Annotated in this window: 13 protein-coding genes and 1 riboswitch; of the genes, 7 read left to right on the top strand and 6 right to left on the bottom strand. The window is 54.7% G+C overall.

Annotated elements, in window-relative coordinates; translation table 11 throughout:
• Positions 1–78: 78 nt before the first annotated feature.
• Positions 79–161: riboswitch (S-adenosyl-L-homocysteine riboswitch) on the top strand.
• Positions 162–185: 24 nt separating this feature from the next.
• The 5 genes from metK to J9253_RS18230 are packed head-to-tail and all read left to right on the top strand — an operon-like array spanning position 186 to position 5,743.
• Positions 186–1,349 (top strand): methionine adenosyltransferase, encoded by a 1,164-nt coding sequence (gene metK, locus J9253_RS18250; RefSeq protein ID WP_210222284.1) that lies wholly within the window; start codon positions 186–188, stop codon positions 1,347–1,349.
• A gap of 20 nt (positions 1,350–1,369) precedes the next feature.
• Entirely contained in the window at positions 1,370–2,776 is a 1,407-nt protein-coding gene (ahcY, locus tag J9253_RS18245) for an adenosylhomocysteinase (protein ID WP_210222283.1), read from the top strand.
• 60 nt (positions 2,777–2,836) lie between these two features.
• A complete protein-coding gene (locus tag J9253_RS18240; RefSeq protein ID WP_210222282.1) occupies positions 2,837–4,147 on the top strand; it encodes a class I SAM-dependent methyltransferase in 1,311 nt (436 codons plus the stop codon).
• Positions 4,140–5,012 (top strand): methylenetetrahydrofolate reductase [NAD(P)H], encoded by an 873-nt coding sequence (gene metF / locus J9253_RS18235; protein ID WP_210222281.1) that lies wholly within the window; start codon positions 4,140–4,142, stop codon positions 5,010–5,012. The genes J9253_RS18240 and metF overlap by 8 nt, the downstream gene beginning before the upstream one ends.
• The gene (locus J9253_RS18230; RefSeq protein ID WP_210222280.1) at positions 5,012–5,743 is read left to right on the top strand and encodes a 16S rRNA (uracil(1498)-N(3))-methyltransferase; all 732 of its coding nucleotides are present in this window, start codon (positions 5,012–5,014) and stop codon (positions 5,741–5,743) included. The genes metF and J9253_RS18230 overlap by 1 nt, the downstream gene beginning before the upstream one ends.
• A 13-nt stretch (positions 5,744–5,756) precedes the next feature.
• Here J9253_RS18230 and J9253_RS18225 read toward each other — a convergent pair whose 3' ends face one another.
• Genes J9253_RS18225 through hemL form a run of 3 tightly spaced genes read right to left on the bottom strand, consistent with a single transcriptional unit; the run spans position 5,757 to position 9,259 of the window.
• A complete protein-coding gene (locus J9253_RS18225; RefSeq protein WP_210222279.1) occupies positions 5,757–6,713 on the bottom strand; it encodes an FHA domain-containing protein in 957 nt (318 codons plus the stop codon).
• A complete protein-coding gene (locus J9253_RS18220) occupies positions 6,701–7,960 on the bottom strand; it encodes a S1 family peptidase (RefSeq protein WP_210222278.1) in 1,260 nt (419 codons plus the stop codon). The genes J9253_RS18225 and J9253_RS18220 overlap by 13 nt, the downstream gene beginning before the upstream one ends.
• Before the next feature lie 18 nt (positions 7,961–7,978).
• A complete protein-coding gene (gene hemL, locus J9253_RS18215) occupies positions 7,979–9,259 on the bottom strand; it encodes a glutamate-1-semialdehyde 2,1-aminomutase (RefSeq protein ID WP_210222277.1) in 1,281 nt (426 codons plus the stop codon).
• Between the two features lie 69 nt (positions 9,260–9,328).
• Between hemL and J9253_RS18210 the strand changes: the two genes are divergently transcribed.
• A complete protein-coding gene (locus J9253_RS18210; RefSeq protein WP_210222276.1) occupies positions 9,329–10,870 on the top strand; it encodes a hypothetical protein in 1,542 nt (513 codons plus the stop codon).
• Here the strand turns inward: J9253_RS18210 and thiE are convergent.
• From thiE to J9253_RS18195, 3 genes are read right to left on the bottom strand one after another with little or no spacing between them, the layout of a single operon-like run.
• Entirely contained in the window at positions 10,803–11,423 is a 621-nt protein-coding gene (gene thiE / locus J9253_RS18205) for a thiamine phosphate synthase (protein WP_228291426.1), read from the bottom strand. The two genes, J9253_RS18210 and thiE, sit on opposite strands and share 68 nt — an antisense overlap.
• Positions 11,420–12,226, bottom strand: a complete 807-nt coding sequence (gene thiD, locus J9253_RS18200; RefSeq protein WP_210222275.1) for a bifunctional hydroxymethylpyrimidine kinase/phosphomethylpyrimidine kinase — start codon at positions 12,224–12,226, stop codon at positions 11,420–11,422. Before thiD ends, thiE begins: the two co-directional genes overlap by 4 nt.
• On the bottom strand, positions 12,220–14,940 hold the full coding sequence (locus J9253_RS18195; RefSeq protein WP_210222274.1) for a bifunctional acetate--CoA ligase family protein/GNAT family N-acetyltransferase: 2,721 nt from the start codon (positions 14,938–14,940) through the stop codon (positions 12,220–12,222). Before J9253_RS18195 ends, thiD begins: the two co-directional genes overlap by 7 nt.
• A gap of 95 nt (positions 14,941–15,035) precedes the next feature.
• On the opposite strand from J9253_RS18195, the gene J9253_RS18190 reads away from it, so the two are divergent.
• Complete coding sequence (locus tag J9253_RS18190; RefSeq protein WP_210222273.1) at positions 15,036–15,965, top strand: histone deacetylase family protein; 930 nt, start codon at positions 15,036–15,038, stop codon at positions 15,963–15,965.
• Positions 15,966–16,043: the final 78 nt, after the last annotated feature.

The following is a 16,043-nucleotide window of genomic DNA, read 5'->3' as shown; positions in this document are numbered from 1 at the left end:
GGTGCAACGCGGGTTTTTTTTCGTTATTATGCCGTTCGTCGGGAACTGACAAGGCTAGTGAGTTATCCGCAACCCATGGTATCTGAGGAGCGTTGCGACGGGAAAGGAACATCCCGCCAGGCTCAGATAATGGTTGGACATACCAACGGCGCTCAGTCATTTAATTTTTAGTTAGGAGAACTTTAATGACTGAGAGAAGCTACCTCTTCACTTCTGAGTCTGTTTCCGAAGGCCACCCGGACAAAATGGCGGATCAGGTATCCGACGCCATTCTGGACGCGATCATCGCCAAAGACCCGTATGCACGCGTTGCCTGCGAAACCCTGACCAAGACCGGCATGGTCGTCTTGGCAGGCGAAATCACCACCAATGCTGAAATCGACTACGAAGGTATCGTGCGTGGCGTGGTTAACGACATCGGCTACAACAATTCCGAAATTGGTTTCGACGGCCACACGTGTGCGGTCATCAATGCACTCGGCAAGCAATCCCCCGACATCGCCATGGGCGTTGACCGTGCCAAGCCAGAAGACCAAGGCGCGGGCGACCAAGGCTTGATGTTCGGTTACGCCAGCAATGAAACTGACGTACTGATGCCAGCGGCACTGACCTATTCCCACCGTCTGGTAAAGCAACAAGCGGATATGCGCAAAAACGGCACGCTGCCTTGGCTGCGCCCGGATGCGAAATCGCAAGTCACTGTGCGTTACGAAGGCGGCAAAATCGTTGCCATCGACGCAGTGGTACTGTCTACCCAGCACAACCCTGAGATCAGCCTTGACGACCTGCGCAGCGCCGTGCTGGAACACGTCATCAAGCCAGTCCTACCAGAAGAATGGCTGCACGCTGGTACGCAATACCACATCAACCCAACCGGCAACTTCGTGATCGGTGGTCCTGTGGGCGACTGCGGCCTGACCGGGCGCAAGATTATCGTTGACACTTACGGCGGCATGGCGCGTCACGGTGGCGGCGCATTCTCCGGTAAAGACCCTTCCAAAGTTGACCGTTCTGCCGCTTATGCAGCGCGTTATGTGGCGAAAAACATCGTCGCAGCAGGCTTGGCAGAACGTTGCGAAATTCAAGTCTCCTACGCTATCGGCGTGGCACAACCCACTTCCATCACGGTTGAAACCTTCGGCACTAATACTGTCGATGAAACCCTGATCGCTGATCTGGTACGCGAACACTTCGACCTGCGCCCTTACGGCATCACCAAAATGCTCGACCTGCTGCGCCCAATCTATCGCGGCACAGCGGCTTACGGTCACTTCGGTCGTAAAGACCTCGACCTGCCGTGGGAACGTACTGACAAAGCTGCTGCCCTGCGCTCTGCCGCTGGCCTGTAAAAAATTTAGGAGATGACAATATGACAACGTTTAACGACTACATCGTAGCCGACATGGGCTTGGCTGCCTGGGGCCGCAAGGAAATCAACATCGCGGAACACGAAATGCCGGGTTTGATGATGATCCGTCGTGAATTCGCCACAGCCAAACCACTGGCAGGTGCACGCATCGCGGGTTCATTGCACATGACCATCCAAACGGCTGTGCTGATCGAAACCCTGAAAGAACTGGGTGCAGACGTGCGCTGGGCTTCTTGCAACATCTATTCTACGCAAGATCACGCCGCAGCAGCCATCGCAGCAACGGGCACACCGGTATTCGCCTTCAAAGGTGAATCACTGGAAGAATACTGGGACTACACCCACAAAATCTTCGAGTGGCCTAATGGCGAACAAGCCAACATGATTCTGGATGACGGCGGCGATGCCACCCTGCTGCTGCATCTGGGTGCACGCGCTGAAAAAGACATCAGCATCGTGAGCAAACCGGCTTCCGAAGAAGAAACCTTCCTGTACGCGGCTATCCGTGCACGTCTGGAAACGTCTCCGAACTGGTACAGCACCCGTCTGGCTGAAATCCGTGGCGTGACCGAAGAAACCACTACTGGCGTACACCGTTTGTATCAAATGCACGCCCGTGGCGAGCTGAAATTCCCAGCGATCAACGTCAACGATTCCGTCACCAAATCCAAGTTCGACAACCTGTACGGCTGCCGTGAATCACTTGTGGATAGCATCAAGCGTGCTACCGACGTCATGATTGCCGGTAAAGTTGCGGTAGTTGCCGGTTACGGTGACGTGGGCAAAGGCTCTTGCCAAGCGTTGCGGGCACTGTCTGCACAAGTTTGGGTAACAGAAATCGACCCCATCTGCGCCCTGCAAGCGGCAATGGAAGGCTACCGCGTGGTCACCATGGAATACGCTGCTGACAAAGCAGACATTTTCGTGACTGCAACGGGCAACTTCCACGTAATCAACCATGACCACATGAAGGCGATGAAAAACGAAGCCATCGTTTGCAACATCGGTCACTTTGATAACGAAATCGACGTAGCCTCACTGGAACAGTACGAGTGGGATGAAATCAAACCACAAGTTGACCACGTTATTTTCCCTGATGGCAAGCGCATCACCCTGCTGGCACAAGGTCGCTTGGTGAACTTGGGCTGTGCAACAGGTCACCCGTCTTACGTTATGTCCTCTTCTTTTGCGAACCAAACCATCGCGCAAATCGAGTTGTGGGCAGAACGTGATTCTGGCAAATACCCACTGGGCATTTACATTCTGCCGAAGCATTTGGACGAAAAAGTGGCTCGCTTACAGTTGAAAACACTCAACGCGCAACTGAGCGAACTGACTCAAACGCAAGCGGATTACATTGATGTTCCGGTGGAAGGCCCCTACAAAGCTGACCATTACCGTTACTAAGTAGCAAAAACGTAGCGTAAAGGGGAAGATTCACTTCCCCTTTCTTCAAAGGCAATCACCATGCAAAATGATCGGGTCGTTTGGTACAACCCGCGTCCTGTCACCACGGATGCCTGTCGGCTTTGTGGCAATACCCAGCACAACCACTTGATTCTCAAAGTTGCCCATTGGGCAAGCGCTTTGGGCGTTATGGATGTTGCTGAGTGCGGTAGCTGCAAAAGTGCATGGTTTCCGGCTATGGAACGTTTTCTCGTCCCGTATCCTGATACCCAGATTATTCTGCAAGACCCTGATTTCCCTTACTACATCTACCATTATCTGGAAATCGTGGGCGGGCTAGACTGGAAAGTGAGCCTATTGGAACGCTTGCCGTTTACGCCATTCCATTCAGTGCTGGAAATCGGCTGCAATGCTGGGGTCACGCTGGATTATTGCCGAACAATGTGGAATGCCGACACCGTAATAGGCTTGGAACCTTCCGCGTATGGTGTAATGGGTTCACGTCTGCTGGAAGTGCCGATTCTGCCGCAGTACCTGCATGAAGCCAGCAGTCTTCAGGGCAAACTATTTGATTTCATTTATGCCACGGAAGTACTGGAACATGTCGCTGACCCTTTGATTCTTTTGCAAGAAATCAAACGCTCGCTGACACCCAATGGCATCCTGCTGTTAACCACACCGAGGGCTGGCGCATTAAACCTGCAAACGCCGCCGGGTGAGTTACTCGCCGCTTTGTCACCGGGAGCGCATTATTTCCTGCTATCACCGGAAAAGCTGGCGGATTTGGCAAGCCAAGCCGGTTTTGCATGGTGTCACATCGAGCCATTCGGGATGACGCAAGTGTGTGTACTGGCTGATCACCCTGTGACGCTGGCAAACCACGTCTGGGCAACGCCGCGTATTCGCGATTACTATCAGCGCAAAACCAGCCAAACCGTCGCAGATGCACGGGTGTTGTTGGGGCATTGGCTCAACTACCACACTTACACCTGCCAGATGGGGCTACCGGTTGAAGCGACGGTAATCACAGAAATTGAAACGGCATTGCAAACCCTGTTCGACATTGATTTAGCACAGCCGCAAGGCTTGCTGGAACGGGTCGCGGCAACGGATTCTTTAGTGAGTTTGGGCAAGGTCATGCCTTATGCCCTGCCCTATTATTTATACTGGCGCGGTGGCGATTACCTGCCTGTCGCCGAATTGCTGGTGTTGCAAGGCTTGAAGGTCGACTTTCAAAACCTGTTTGTCTACGACGCCTTGCTGGAAAAAATCCGTGAAGCACAGCCGACGCACGCCACTACCTTATACCAACGCTTTCAATTTCAATTAAAGCGGTTCAGTAACTGCTTTGTGAGACATAACCATGACTGACGAACATCAACACGATCATAGCCACGGCGATGACCTGGTTTTCAGCTTCGAGTTTTTCCCGCCGAAAACCGACAAGGGCGCGGAAAATCTGCGGGCAGTACGCACCCAATTGGCGACATTGAAGCCACGCTTCTTTTCCGTCACTTACGGTGCAGGTGGCTCGACGCAAGCCAATACGCTGAATACTGTGCTGGAAATCCAGCGTGATTCCGGCATTGAGGCCGCCCCGCATTTGTCGTGTGTCGGCTCCAGTGCCGAACAAATCCGCGAGATTCTCGACACTTACCGCAGCAACGGCATCAAACACATTGTTGCCCTGCGCGGTGATTTGCCTTCCGGCTCACGCGACCTCGGCGAATTCCGCTACGCCAACGAACTGGTGGCATTCATCCGCAAGGAAACCGGCGATGACTTCCACATCGAAGTTGCCGCCTACCCGGAAATGCACCCGCAAGCATCTAACCTCAAAGTCGACATCGACAACTTTGTGCGCAAGGTGAATGCAGGTGCAAACAGCGCGATTACGCAATACTTCTTCAACGCCGATGCGTATTGGCACTTCGTGGATGAATGCGTGAAAAAGGGCGTGGAAATCCCCATCGTGCCCGGCATTATGCCGATCACCAACTACACCCAACTGGCACGGTTTTCGGATATGTGCGGTGCAGAAATCCCGCGCTGGTTGCGTAAGCAACTGGAAACCTATGGTGATGACACCGATGCAATTGCCAAATTCGGCGAGGAATTCATCAGTTTGCTGGCGGAGAACCTACTGGAAACCGGCGCTCCCGGCCTGCATTTCTACACCATGAACCGGGTTGAACCGACCATGAGCATCTGGAAAAACATCGGGTTAGCGGACTAATGCGCATTCCACGTTTTTATGTCACGGATGCACTGACTGTCGGGCAGGCATTCACCCTGCCCGACAGCACCTTCCGCCATGCCGTGCAAGTTTTGCGCCTGAACGTCGGCGAACCCCTGATCCTCTTCAACGGTGAAGGCGGTGAATATGCCGCGCAGATGCACAACGTCAGCAAACGCAGTGCCTCTGTCTTGATCGAAGCCTTTGCTGAGATTGATACCGAATCCCCCCTGCAACTCACGCTGGTGCAAGCCATCATCAAGCCTGACAAAATGGATTTCGCCCTGCAAAAAGCGGTAGAACTCGGTGTTGCCACCTTCCAGCCACTGGTCACGCAACGCAGTGTGGCGCGGATCGGCAAGGAAAAGGTCGACAAGAAAATGCAGCATTGGGAGGGCATTATGGTAGCGGCTTGCGAACAATCCGGGCGCACCCGAATGCCGCAACTGAATGCCCCGCTGGAACTGGATGACTGGCTGGAACAGCCTTTTGAAGGCACACGCCTGATTCTCGCGCCGGGTGACTTCCCCCGCATCAACAGCCTACCGCTGGACTTGCCGACGCCCGTTGCCTTGCTAATCGGCCCCGAAGGCGGCTTTAGCGATGCAGAAGTAGCAAGCTGCGTGCAAGCAGGCGTTACACCCGTGTCACTCGGCCCGCGTATCCTGCGGGCTGAAACTGCTAGCATCACCGCACTGGCCTTGCTCCAGCACCACTACGGTGATCTCTGATCGGGAGGAGTGCTTACTCTTCCACCTGTGAAGGCAACGCTTCTGTTGCTTTCTTCAGGTAATCCGCCAGCGGCAACGCTGGGTTAGCGTGGAGATTGAGGGAACTCAAGGTCTGGTTGTAATACGGTTCGCTGGAAAACTCACTCTCCACCGTCACCTGATCCAGCAAACTGATGGCACGCAAGCCCAGTGGCAAAGCACTCAACACCAGCGCAAACCCCACGGCAGGCAAGTGCCGCTGGTTCAACACCCAGTGCAAGTAGGCATACACCAATACTGGCAACAGCAAGAAATCCCCCACACCGCCCATTAACCAAGCAGTAGGCTTATCCGAAGTTAAGAAGTAATCCAGCCCCTCACCGGCAACCTGCAATACCAAGGGCACCAAGCTAAACAGGGAAACCACGCTTAACGCCGGGGTGAATTCCCAGCGGTGAGTAATCAAACGGGTAATCCCGCTGATCGTCAAGGTCCAGAACAGAATCCATAACAAGCTCGGCAACAAACCGCTAAAGTAGAATAGCGCATCTTTCTGTAAAGCAATATCCAGATAGTTGTTGGCGAACATCCCACCAACTGCCAGCAATAGCAGTGCCACCGCCCAGAAGGGCTTACACAGCGGCGTAAACAGACTGCGGCAATGGCTGACGTAAGTATTTTCCACGGGCGTATCCACCGTCACCAAGCGCAGCCTGCGATCCCCCAGCACCAACTGGCTGGGAATCGGCGCTTGCACAGGCTGTTGCCCCAGCGGATGGTCATTCAGGCGCGTACCGTTTTCCACGGCTAGATTGTGGATAAATACGCGCCCCTTATCATCCTGTTCCAAGCGCAAGTGATGCGGCGATACCGTTCTGTCGGAGAGGATCACATCATTATCCAGCGCCCGCCCAATCGTCACCGGAAAATGTTCCAGATGCTGGTACTGGTTAAGGCCGCGCCTCTGGATTTCAAGCATCATTTTTGCCATTTGAAATCCTCCAACATGCGTTGTAATAACACCATGCCACTGGCAAATGTTGTTCCCGTCATATCCATATTGAACAGCATCCCCTCATGCTTATGCCCCACCAGCGCCGCTGTCACCAACAGGTCGCTCAATCCGACGTAATTCAGGTAATCGCGGCGACACACCGTTAGCTTGAACTCCTGGCCTGACACCAGAGTAAAATGGGTGAAACACGCAAAATTGGTCACATCCTGCTTGCCTGCACCGCTATTCGAGACACTGGCGTTTATCGCCTCGTATTGGCGGTAGAAACGTGCGGGCAGCAACTTGCTACCATCCAGCCAAATGTATTCATACGACAGCGTACCCACTTCCAGCTCATCATCCAAATAAATGCTGCTCTCATTACTGCACTGGGTGAAATAAGAATGCATCAAATCACCCGGGACAGGTTTGTCGCTGTTATCCCAGCAACGAGTAGCGCCGTTAATATCCATGGGAACCATAAAATGACCGATGCGCTCACTCGTCCACTCCATGCCCTGCAAACGCCGTACATACTTATCAGTATTACTGAGTAACTGCTCACCGACTTGCTGAAAAATATCCTCATCGGCCTGAAAACCTTTCGACCTCAAGCGTTCCAGCATGATTGACAAGTACTCGGCAGGCACCAGATAACTCAAGCCATTGCCGGAAGTCGCCACATTGACCCCCACCACCTCCTTGTTTTCAAGCAAGGTAGGGCCACCGCTCATCCCCGGATTGAGGCTGCCGGAAAACAGGATATTGTTGGCATCGCTGGACTTCATCACCCCGTTATTCGTGCCTTCCACAATGGAAAACCCCTTGTCCATCGGGTTGCCGAGGGAATACAGGCGCGTGCCCTTTGGGGGAACCTTGGCAATCTGCAACGGCTTCCCCAACGGGGTGCTGGCTTTCAACACAGCAAGGTCGTGAATCACATCCACCGCCAGCAATTCCAGATGCCCGCTAGCACCAGAGGTCGACAGGTAATCCAGCGCAAAATCGCCCTGCGGATTATTCACGTAGGTACTGACCACATGGTAATTGGTCGCAATGATACTAGGGTCCATCACCACAAACGCAGAACCAATCGCATTTTTCTTGCCGGTTTGCTGGTTAATGACCTGCACCTGATAAACCGACTGTTCCACCTCGGAATAAATGGAAGAGGACGTATTTTCTGCCCACGCCGGAGCAGCGACCCACACGGTCGCCAACAAAAGAAAAAGTCTTAACAGCACGAGGGCATTCCTTGCAGCTTAGAGGCTGGCAAACACGTCTTTGGCAATAGCGATGGTTTCATCCAGATCGGCCTGGCTATGAGCATTGGAGACAAACCCCGCTTCATAGGCGGATGGCGCAAGATACACCCCGCGATCCAGCATACCGTGGAAGAAACGGTTGAACTGCCCAACGTTACAAGCCGTAACCTGAGCGTAAGTATCAATACGCGCTTCGGCAGTAAAAAACAAGCCAAACATACCGCCCACTTGCTGGGTCATGAACGCAACCCCGGCGGCATCCGCCGCTTGCTGCAAGCCTTCCAGCAAATACGTGGTCTTGCTGGTCAGTTCCGCGTAAAAGTCGTCACGGGAAATGATTTCCAGCATTTTCAAACCAGCGGTCATCGCAATCGGATTGCCCGATAACGTACCCGCCTGATACACCGCGCCCAACGGGGACAAGTGTTCCATGATGTCGCGACGCCCGCCGAAGGCTCCAACCGGCATCCCGCCGCCGATAATTTTACCCAGCGTGGTCAGATCAGGTTTAATGTTGTATACCTGTTGCGCACCGCCCAAAGCCACGCGGAAACCCGTCATGACTTCATCGAAAATCAGCACGCAGCCGCTGGCATCACACACGTCACGCAAGGTTTCGAGGAAACCTGGCACAGGCGGAATGCAATTCATATTGCCCGACACCGGTTCCACAATGATGCAGGCAATTTCATGCCCCCGCGCCGTAAACACTTCACGTACTTGTGCGCTATTGTTGTAATCCAGCGTCAGGGTGAATTGCGCCAATTCTGCCGGAACACCGGGGGAACTGGGTTGCCCGAACGTCAAAGCACCCGAACCCGCCTTCACCAGCAAGGAATCGCCATGCCCGTGATAACCGCCTTCAAACTTGACCAAATAGTTACGCCCGGTGAAACCCCGCGCCAAGCGGATGGCGGACATGGTAGCTTCCGTGCCGGAACTGGTCATGCGCACCATTTCGATGGAAGGCATCAGCTCGCAGATTTTTTCCGCCATGGTAATTTCAAGCTCGGTCGGCGCACCGTAACTCAAACCGTGCACCGCCGCCGCCTGTACCGCCGCTACCACTTCCGGGTGGGCGTGCCCGGCGACCATTGGCCCCCAGGAACCGACATAATCAATCAAACGGTTGCCATCGGCATCCCACATATAAGCGCCTTGAGCGCGGGCAATAAAGCGCGGAGTTCCACCCACACCACGGAAGGCACGCACCGGGGAGTTGACACCACCGGGAATGGAATGTTTAGCTTGTTCAAACAGGGTTTCGGAACGGGTCACGGCTGGCATCCTTGGCAGAGTTGACGAGTTAACGGGAAAGCCCCGTAATCTTACGCGAGAGGCGTGCACTTGAACAGTTACAAACTGGGTTTCGGATTAGTAGCAGTAATTGCCGTGCTCATGACTTACTTTTACGGCAAGTTAGATAAGCCTGCCGCTATTTCCCCTGCGTACCAAAACCCATTAGCAGCACAAAAAACCACTGTTTTCAGCAATCTACCGGCTGGCTGGATGCCGGAAACAAATGCCATGACAACGCCCCCAACCACCCCGGACACCGACAAGCAGGCCGCGTTAGACCCCTTACTCGCTGACATTGACAGTATCATGCGGGAACTTTCCATGCTGCAAAACCAGTTATTCAACCCACTGACCCCTTACCAATCTGCCGATGAGGTCATGATACAAACCTACCAACCCCGCATTGACACGCTATCGCAACGCCTTGAACAACAAATCAACAAGGCCAAAAGCCTTTCCAAACCCCTTACCCAGCGCTTTGTTTGGGAACAAGTGCTGTCACTGGGACTGGAAGACAGTGCCAGTTCACTGGCTCTCAGCCTGATCAGCGATGCTATTGATGACACCCTGTTTGAAGACATGCTCACCACCCTGGGCAATAGCGGCTACAGCGGCACAGCACGCACCAGCCTAGTATTCAGCATTCTGCTACCCCCGGAAACAACCTATTACGACCCCAACGCACCCGCCGATCAAACCCCAACACACCCCGCTACCCCACGCCAGCAGCGTATCCAGCAGTTTCTCGAAACCCAATTCCAGCAAGAAACCGACCCGGACGTGCTCAAAGCCTATCTGGATGTGTACCACACCATGTCGCAAGACCAGCACGGGCTGGTTCCCGCCGAACGTTTCGCCCAACAACTGGAAATGCTACGGGCACGCATGGCTCCCGACCAATATTTCAGCTTTCGCCTGCAAGACACCAAACTAAGCGACCCCAATGCCGATATTGCAGGCTTGCTCCGGGAAATCAGCAGCACCCTGATGACCCCAGAGCAACGCCAGAGCTTACATGCACAATTGAGCAGCGCCATCTTCATAAGCACTGTCCCCAATGCCGTCGACACCTTCAGCCAGTCCATCGCGTTACAACACCAGCCATTGCTGCTGCGCTATCTGGAAAACAGCCTGACAACCCCCAACACACAAGACCGCTACAGCCTTTATGAATATGGCAATCAAGCCTATGTGATTGAATTACTGAAACACCCCGACCCAGCGCAAGCGGCGGATACGTTTTACCAGCGGCTTGTGGATAGCAACGTGCCAGAAGAGCAGCTTGCGATGTTATTGGGCGCATCCATGGGCGGCGATACCCTGCTAAAAAGGCTGCAACAGAATACCGTGCTACGCCAGCGCTTTGAAAACCAGCTAAAACAAACCCGACAGCCTGATAGGCAGGCAGTCCTGCAAGAAGCCATCGACCTCCTCAAAGGTGAACCGCTGATGCTAGACCAACCGCTGGATGCTTACGGCAACCCCACTTATTACCCCGAAGAACCGGGTATTGAGCCGGGTCTTATGCCGTATGAGCCAACACCAGCGCCTGATAGCGGGATGCCTGCTGAACAATATCCGGGCTATTGAACACATCGGTAATCACCGCCAGCATGTCTGCGCCGTTTGCCAACAGGCTGGGCGCATTATCCAGCGTAATCCCGCCAATCGTGCAAATCGGCAATGTGAGTTGCTGGCGGGCTTGTTGCAACAATTCCAGCGTAGCGCGGGGGGCATCCGGCTTGGTCGGCGACGGGAAAAAGCTACCGAAGGCGAGATAATCCGCGCCCTGTACGGCAGCCTCCAGCGCCAACTCCAGGCGGTTGTAGCACGACACGCCGATAATGGCAGACTTGCCGAGATAGCCCCGCGCGGCGCTCAGAGCGGAATCGTCACGCCCGACGTGTACGCCATCGGCTTGCACGGTTTTCGCCAATGCCACGTCGTCGTTGATGAGGAACAAGGCATTGTGTTCATGACACAGGGAACGCAAGGCGGCGGCTTCCCGCTCGCGCCGGATAGCGTCGGCCGTCTTGTCACGGTATTGCACCAGCGCAGCACCGCCGCGCAAAGCCTGTTCGACCTTGCGCAACAGCGTGTCGCCGGTCGAACCGTCGGTGATGACGTAGAGTCCTTTCATCATGCCTGCCGCCAGTACAAACGGTCGGGCAACCACTGCCCGCGCCCCAACTTGCATCCAGCTTGCAAACTGCCCCACGTATACGCTTGCGCGGCAGCAACAGCCTTGCTGACCTCCATACCCTTGGCCAGATTCGCGGCACAGGCAGAAGCAAGCGTACAACCCGAGCCGTGATAAGTTTCCGGCAGCCGTTCCCACATCCAGGTACGCAAACGCTTGCCATCGCCATACAGGGCATTTTCTACCCGCTCGGTTTGCGCATGAGTGCCGGTCAGCAACACGTATTCGCAGCCTTGGTCCAGTAAGGAAAACGCCTGTTCATCCTGCGTTGCACCACGCACGGCCAATTGCGCCGCTTCCGGCACATTCGGCGTCAGCAAGGTCGTCAGCGGCAACAGGTATTCACGAATGGCGCCCAGCAACTCATCACTGGCAAAGCCTTTACCACCGCCTGCTGCCAGCACCGGGTCGAGGATTACCGGCACATCCGGCGCTTGCAACAAAATGCGGTGCACCGCCTGCACCACATCCACGCTGCCCAGCAAACCGATCTTGAAGGCGGCTATGGGCATATCGGCCAACAGTGTTTCCGCCTGTTGCTCGATCAGGTAATCCGCCAGCGGCTCAATGCGTTGTACATTGCAGGTATCCTGCACGGTCAAACAGGTAAGCACCGTGACCGGGCGGCAACCCTGGCTGGCAATCGCCTCAATATCCGCCTGAATACCCGCACCACCGCTGGGATCGTGTCCCGCCAATGCCATCACCACCGACACTGCCGGGGAAGCTGTATTTTCTGTTAGCAACAGGTATCTCCTAAGCGTTTAGTCACCACCACCACACCATCATCCAGCCCATCCTGATGACGGGCAAAGCCTAAACGTTGCATCAGCTTAAGCATTCCATTGTTATGCGGCAATACTTCGCCCTCAATCGTGCGCAAGCCTTTGGCACGCGCCGCATCAATCAGTGTCTGCATCATCACCCCACCGAGGCCACGATTTTGCCACTCATCGGCAATCACCAGCGCGAATTCGCAACTGCTTTTGTCGGGATTAATGGCGTAACGCGCCACCCCCATTTCGACTTCTTTGCCATCTTGCCTTGTCAGCGCCAGAAAGGCCATTTCACGGTCATAATCAATTTGCGTAAGACGCACCAGCATGTCAGGCGTGAGTTCCCGCAATGCCTGCATAAAGCGCATGTAACGCGATTCTTTCGACAGGTTGCGCACGAATTCCTGCTCCATTTCCGCATCTTCCGGGCGGATCGGGCGAATAATAATATCCGTGCCGTCAGGTAATTGCTGGCGTTTCACCAGATCATTGGGGTAAGGGTGAATCGCCATGTGGTCATAACGCCGCGCGGAAGTTGGCGGGTAATTGATGATGAAACGTGCATCCACCGCAATCACCCCATCCGCATCCGCCATCAGCGGATTGATGTCCATTTCGACGATTTCCGGCAACTCGCACACCATCTCGGACACGCGCTGCATGACTTTCCACAAAGCATCGAAGTTAATCGCGGGCATATTGCGGAAATTGCCCAGCAAGCGTGCCACACGGGTACGGCACACCGTTTTCTTGATCATGTAATCGTTCAGCGGTGGCAAAGCCACGGCGCGGTCACGGTGAATTTCTACCGAGGTGCCGCCCATACCAAAGCTGATGACCGGGCCGAATACCGGGTCGCGTACCACCCCGATCATCAGTTCCCGAGAGGATTTACTGTGGTACATGCTTTCCACCGTTACCCCGTCGAGACGCGCTTCGGGCAGACTACGGCGGGCGGCTTCGATCAATTCCAGATAAACGCTACGCACCGCATGGGCACTGGCAACATTCAAACGCACCCCATCCACATCGGACTTGTGTGAAATGTCGGGGGAACTGATTTTCAGCACCACCGGATAACCCAGCGATTCCGCTGCCACCAGTGCCTCCGACGGGCTGCGCACCAGAATGGTCGGCATGGCAGGGATGCGGAACGCCGAGAGGATAGCGCGGGATTCGGTCGTCGACAGCGAACGCCGCCCTTCGGAAAGCACGCTTTCAATAATCAGGCGAGCGCCATCCACATCCGGTTCGGTGGTTTGCTCCCTCACGGAAGGCGGCACTTGCATCAGCAGTTTCTGGTTGCTGCGGTACTGGGTCAGGTAGGCAAAAGCTTCCACCGCTGCTTCCGGCGTGCGGAAATGCGGCACGCCCGCTTCCGCCAGAATTTTGCGGCCTGCCGCCACCTGCTCTTCGCCCATCCAGCAGGTGAGGAGAGGCTTGCAATGCTTGCCGTTCTTGCTGCTCTTGGTGGTTTTACAACTATTTACCACGGCTTCCGCCACACCCGCCGGGTCAGTCATGGCCTGCGGGGTCAGCATCACCAGAATGCCGTCGAGATTCTCATCCTGCATACAGATTTTCAGGGCGGCAATGTAGCGTTCCGGGTCAGCATCACCGAGAATATCCACCGGGTTACCGTGTGACCACGTAAACGGCAACACCTTATTCAGTTCCGCCAAGGTATTCGGGGAAATTTCCGCCATGCGCAGACCCATTTCCACTGCCCTATCCGTCGCCATCACGCCGGGACCACCGCCATTGGTAATGATCAGCAAACGGTCTTGTTGCACCCGAATCCCTGACGACAGGACTTGCGCCGCCGAAAACAATTGCGCAATGGTATTCACCCGCACCACCCCGGCACGTTCCAGCGCGGCGTCAAAGGCATCATCCCGCCCCACAATCGCCCCGGTGTGGGACATGACAGCATGGGAACCTTCCTCGTAACGCCCGGCTTTCAACACAATCACCGGCTTCATGCGCGAAGCGGTGCGCAAACCGCTCATGAAACCGCGTGCGTTATGGACACCTTCCACGTACAACAAAATGCTGTCGGTTTTGGGGTCAAGCGCCAGAAAGTCCAACGCATCACCAAAATCCACATCCGCCGTATCGCCCAGCGTGATGACGGTGGAAAAACCAATGCCCTGCGTTGCCGCCCAATCCAGCACCGCCGTACACATCGCCCCCGATTGCGACACCAGCGCCAGATTGCCCGGCTGCGCTTGATTGCGGCTAAAAGTCGCGTTCAGCCCCACCGATGGGCGCATAATCCCCAAGCAATTGGGGCCGATGATATGCATACCGTACTGCCCGGCAATATTGGTAATCTCTTTTTGCAGACGTTGCCCGCGATTACCCGCCTCGGCAAACCCGGCCGATAACACCACCACGCCTTTGACCCCGTGTTCGCCACACTGACGGATAATGCCGGGAACCGTTGCAGCCGGGGTTGCCACCACCGCCAAATCAACTGGCTTGTTTAACGCTACCAGATTCGGATAAGCTACCTGACCTTGGACTTCGGCGTGCTTGGGGTTGATTGGGTAAAGCGAACCCTTAAAACCGGCCGCTAGTAAATTCTGGAAAACTAGGGTTCCCACAGCTTTTTCCCGCTCGCTAGCACCGAACACGGCGACACTGTTTGGGGTGAAGAGTTGATTTAAGTAATGGTGGCTCATGGCCAAAACCTCTATGATGATGGGGCGCAGAAACGGGAGAACCCCGTCTTTTGCTGCAATGCAACATATCTTACGCTCATTTACGTGAAAAAAACATGACCGTTGCCGTAATTACACATTCTCACTGCCATTTACACGATAATGGCTCACCGTACCATCCTGAATGCGCGGAGCGTCTGGATGCCATTAACAACCGCATGATCATGTCGGGCGTGGACTGGATTTCACGCCATTATGACTCCCATTGTGCGGAACGTGAACACCTGCTGCGGGTGCATGATGCTGAATACGTGGATCGCGTGTTCGCCAGCGTGCCTACCGAAGGTTTTGCGATGCTGGACGGCGACACCGGGCTGAACCCACATTCGCTGGATGCAGCGCTGCACGCCGCCGGGGCTGCCATCATGGCGGTGGATTTGGTGATGGCGGGCAGTCACAAACACACGTTTTGTGCCATTCGCCCACCGGGACATCACGCCGGGCGCAGCCAAGCAGCAGGCTTCTGCATCTTCAACAATGTGGCGGTTGGTGCAGCTCATGCCATGGAAGTCTACGGGATAGAGCGCGTCGTCATCATTGACTTCGACGTACACCACGGCGACGGCACTGAAGAAATTTTCAGCGGTAACGATAAAGTTATGTTCTGCTCATCGTTCCAGCACCCCTTCTACCCGCACAGCGGCGCTGATACCGACGTACCCAATATTTTCAACCTGCCCCTGCCCGCCGGAACCGGCGGTGCGGCGTGGCGTGAAGCCATCGAAACCCATTGGCTGCCTGCCATGCGCGACTTCAAGCCAGAACTGGTGATGATTTCTGCCGGGTTTGATTCCCACCTCGAAGACGACATGGGCAACTTCAACTTGGTCGAACGCGATTACATCTGGATCACCAAAGAACTGTGCCAGATTGCCAAGGAATTTGCCGGTGGGCGACTGGTTTCCTGTCTGGAAGGTGGCTACGAACTGTCACCACTGGGGCGCAGTGTGACTGCACATATCAAAGAATTGGCTGAATTTCACTAAGCCACTCAATAAGAATGTGAGAATATAACGAATAATTGATATTTATCATCCTCGCATATTTTGATAAATATTTTTGAT

The sequence above is a fragment of the Thiothrix litoralis genome (assembly GCF_017901135.1).
Classification (GTDB): Bacteria; Pseudomonadota; Gammaproteobacteria; order Thiotrichales; family Thiotrichaceae; genus Thiothrix; species Thiothrix litoralis.
The sequence above is the reverse complement of the archived record's forward strand: the minus strand, read 5'-3'. Positions and strand labels throughout refer to the sequence as shown.

Coding starts and splice junctions, on each gene's coding strand:
- metK (WP_210222284.1), top strand. CDS start 186: ATGACTGAGAGAAGCTACCTCTTCACTTCTGAGTCTGTTTCCGAAGGC.
- ahcY (WP_210222283.1), top strand. CDS start 1,370: ATGACAACGTTTAACGACTACATCGTAGCCGACATGGGCTTGGCTGCC.
- J9253_RS18240 (WP_210222282.1), top strand. CDS start 2,837: ATGCAAAATGATCGGGTCGTTTGGTACAACCCGCGTCCTGTCACCACG.
- metF (WP_210222281.1), top strand. CDS start 4,140: ATGACTGACGAACATCAACACGATCATAGCCACGGCGATGACCTGGTT.
- J9253_RS18230 (WP_210222280.1), top strand. CDS start 5,012: ATGCGCATTCCACGTTTTTATGTCACGGATGCACTGACTGTCGGGCAG.
- J9253_RS18225 (WP_210222279.1), bottom strand. CDS start 6,713: ATGGCAAAAATGATGCTTGAAATCCAGAGGCGCGGCCTTAACCAGTAC.
- thiE (WP_228291426.1), bottom strand. CDS start 11,423: ATGATGAAAGGACTCTACGTCATCACCGACGGTTCGACCGGCGACACG.
- J9253_RS18195 (WP_210222274.1), bottom strand. CDS start 14,940: ATGAGCCACCATTACTTAAATCAACTCTTCACCCCAAACAGTGTCGCC.
- J9253_RS18190 (WP_210222273.1), top strand. CDS start 15,036: ATGACCGTTGCCGTAATTACACATTCTCACTGCCATTTACACGATAAT.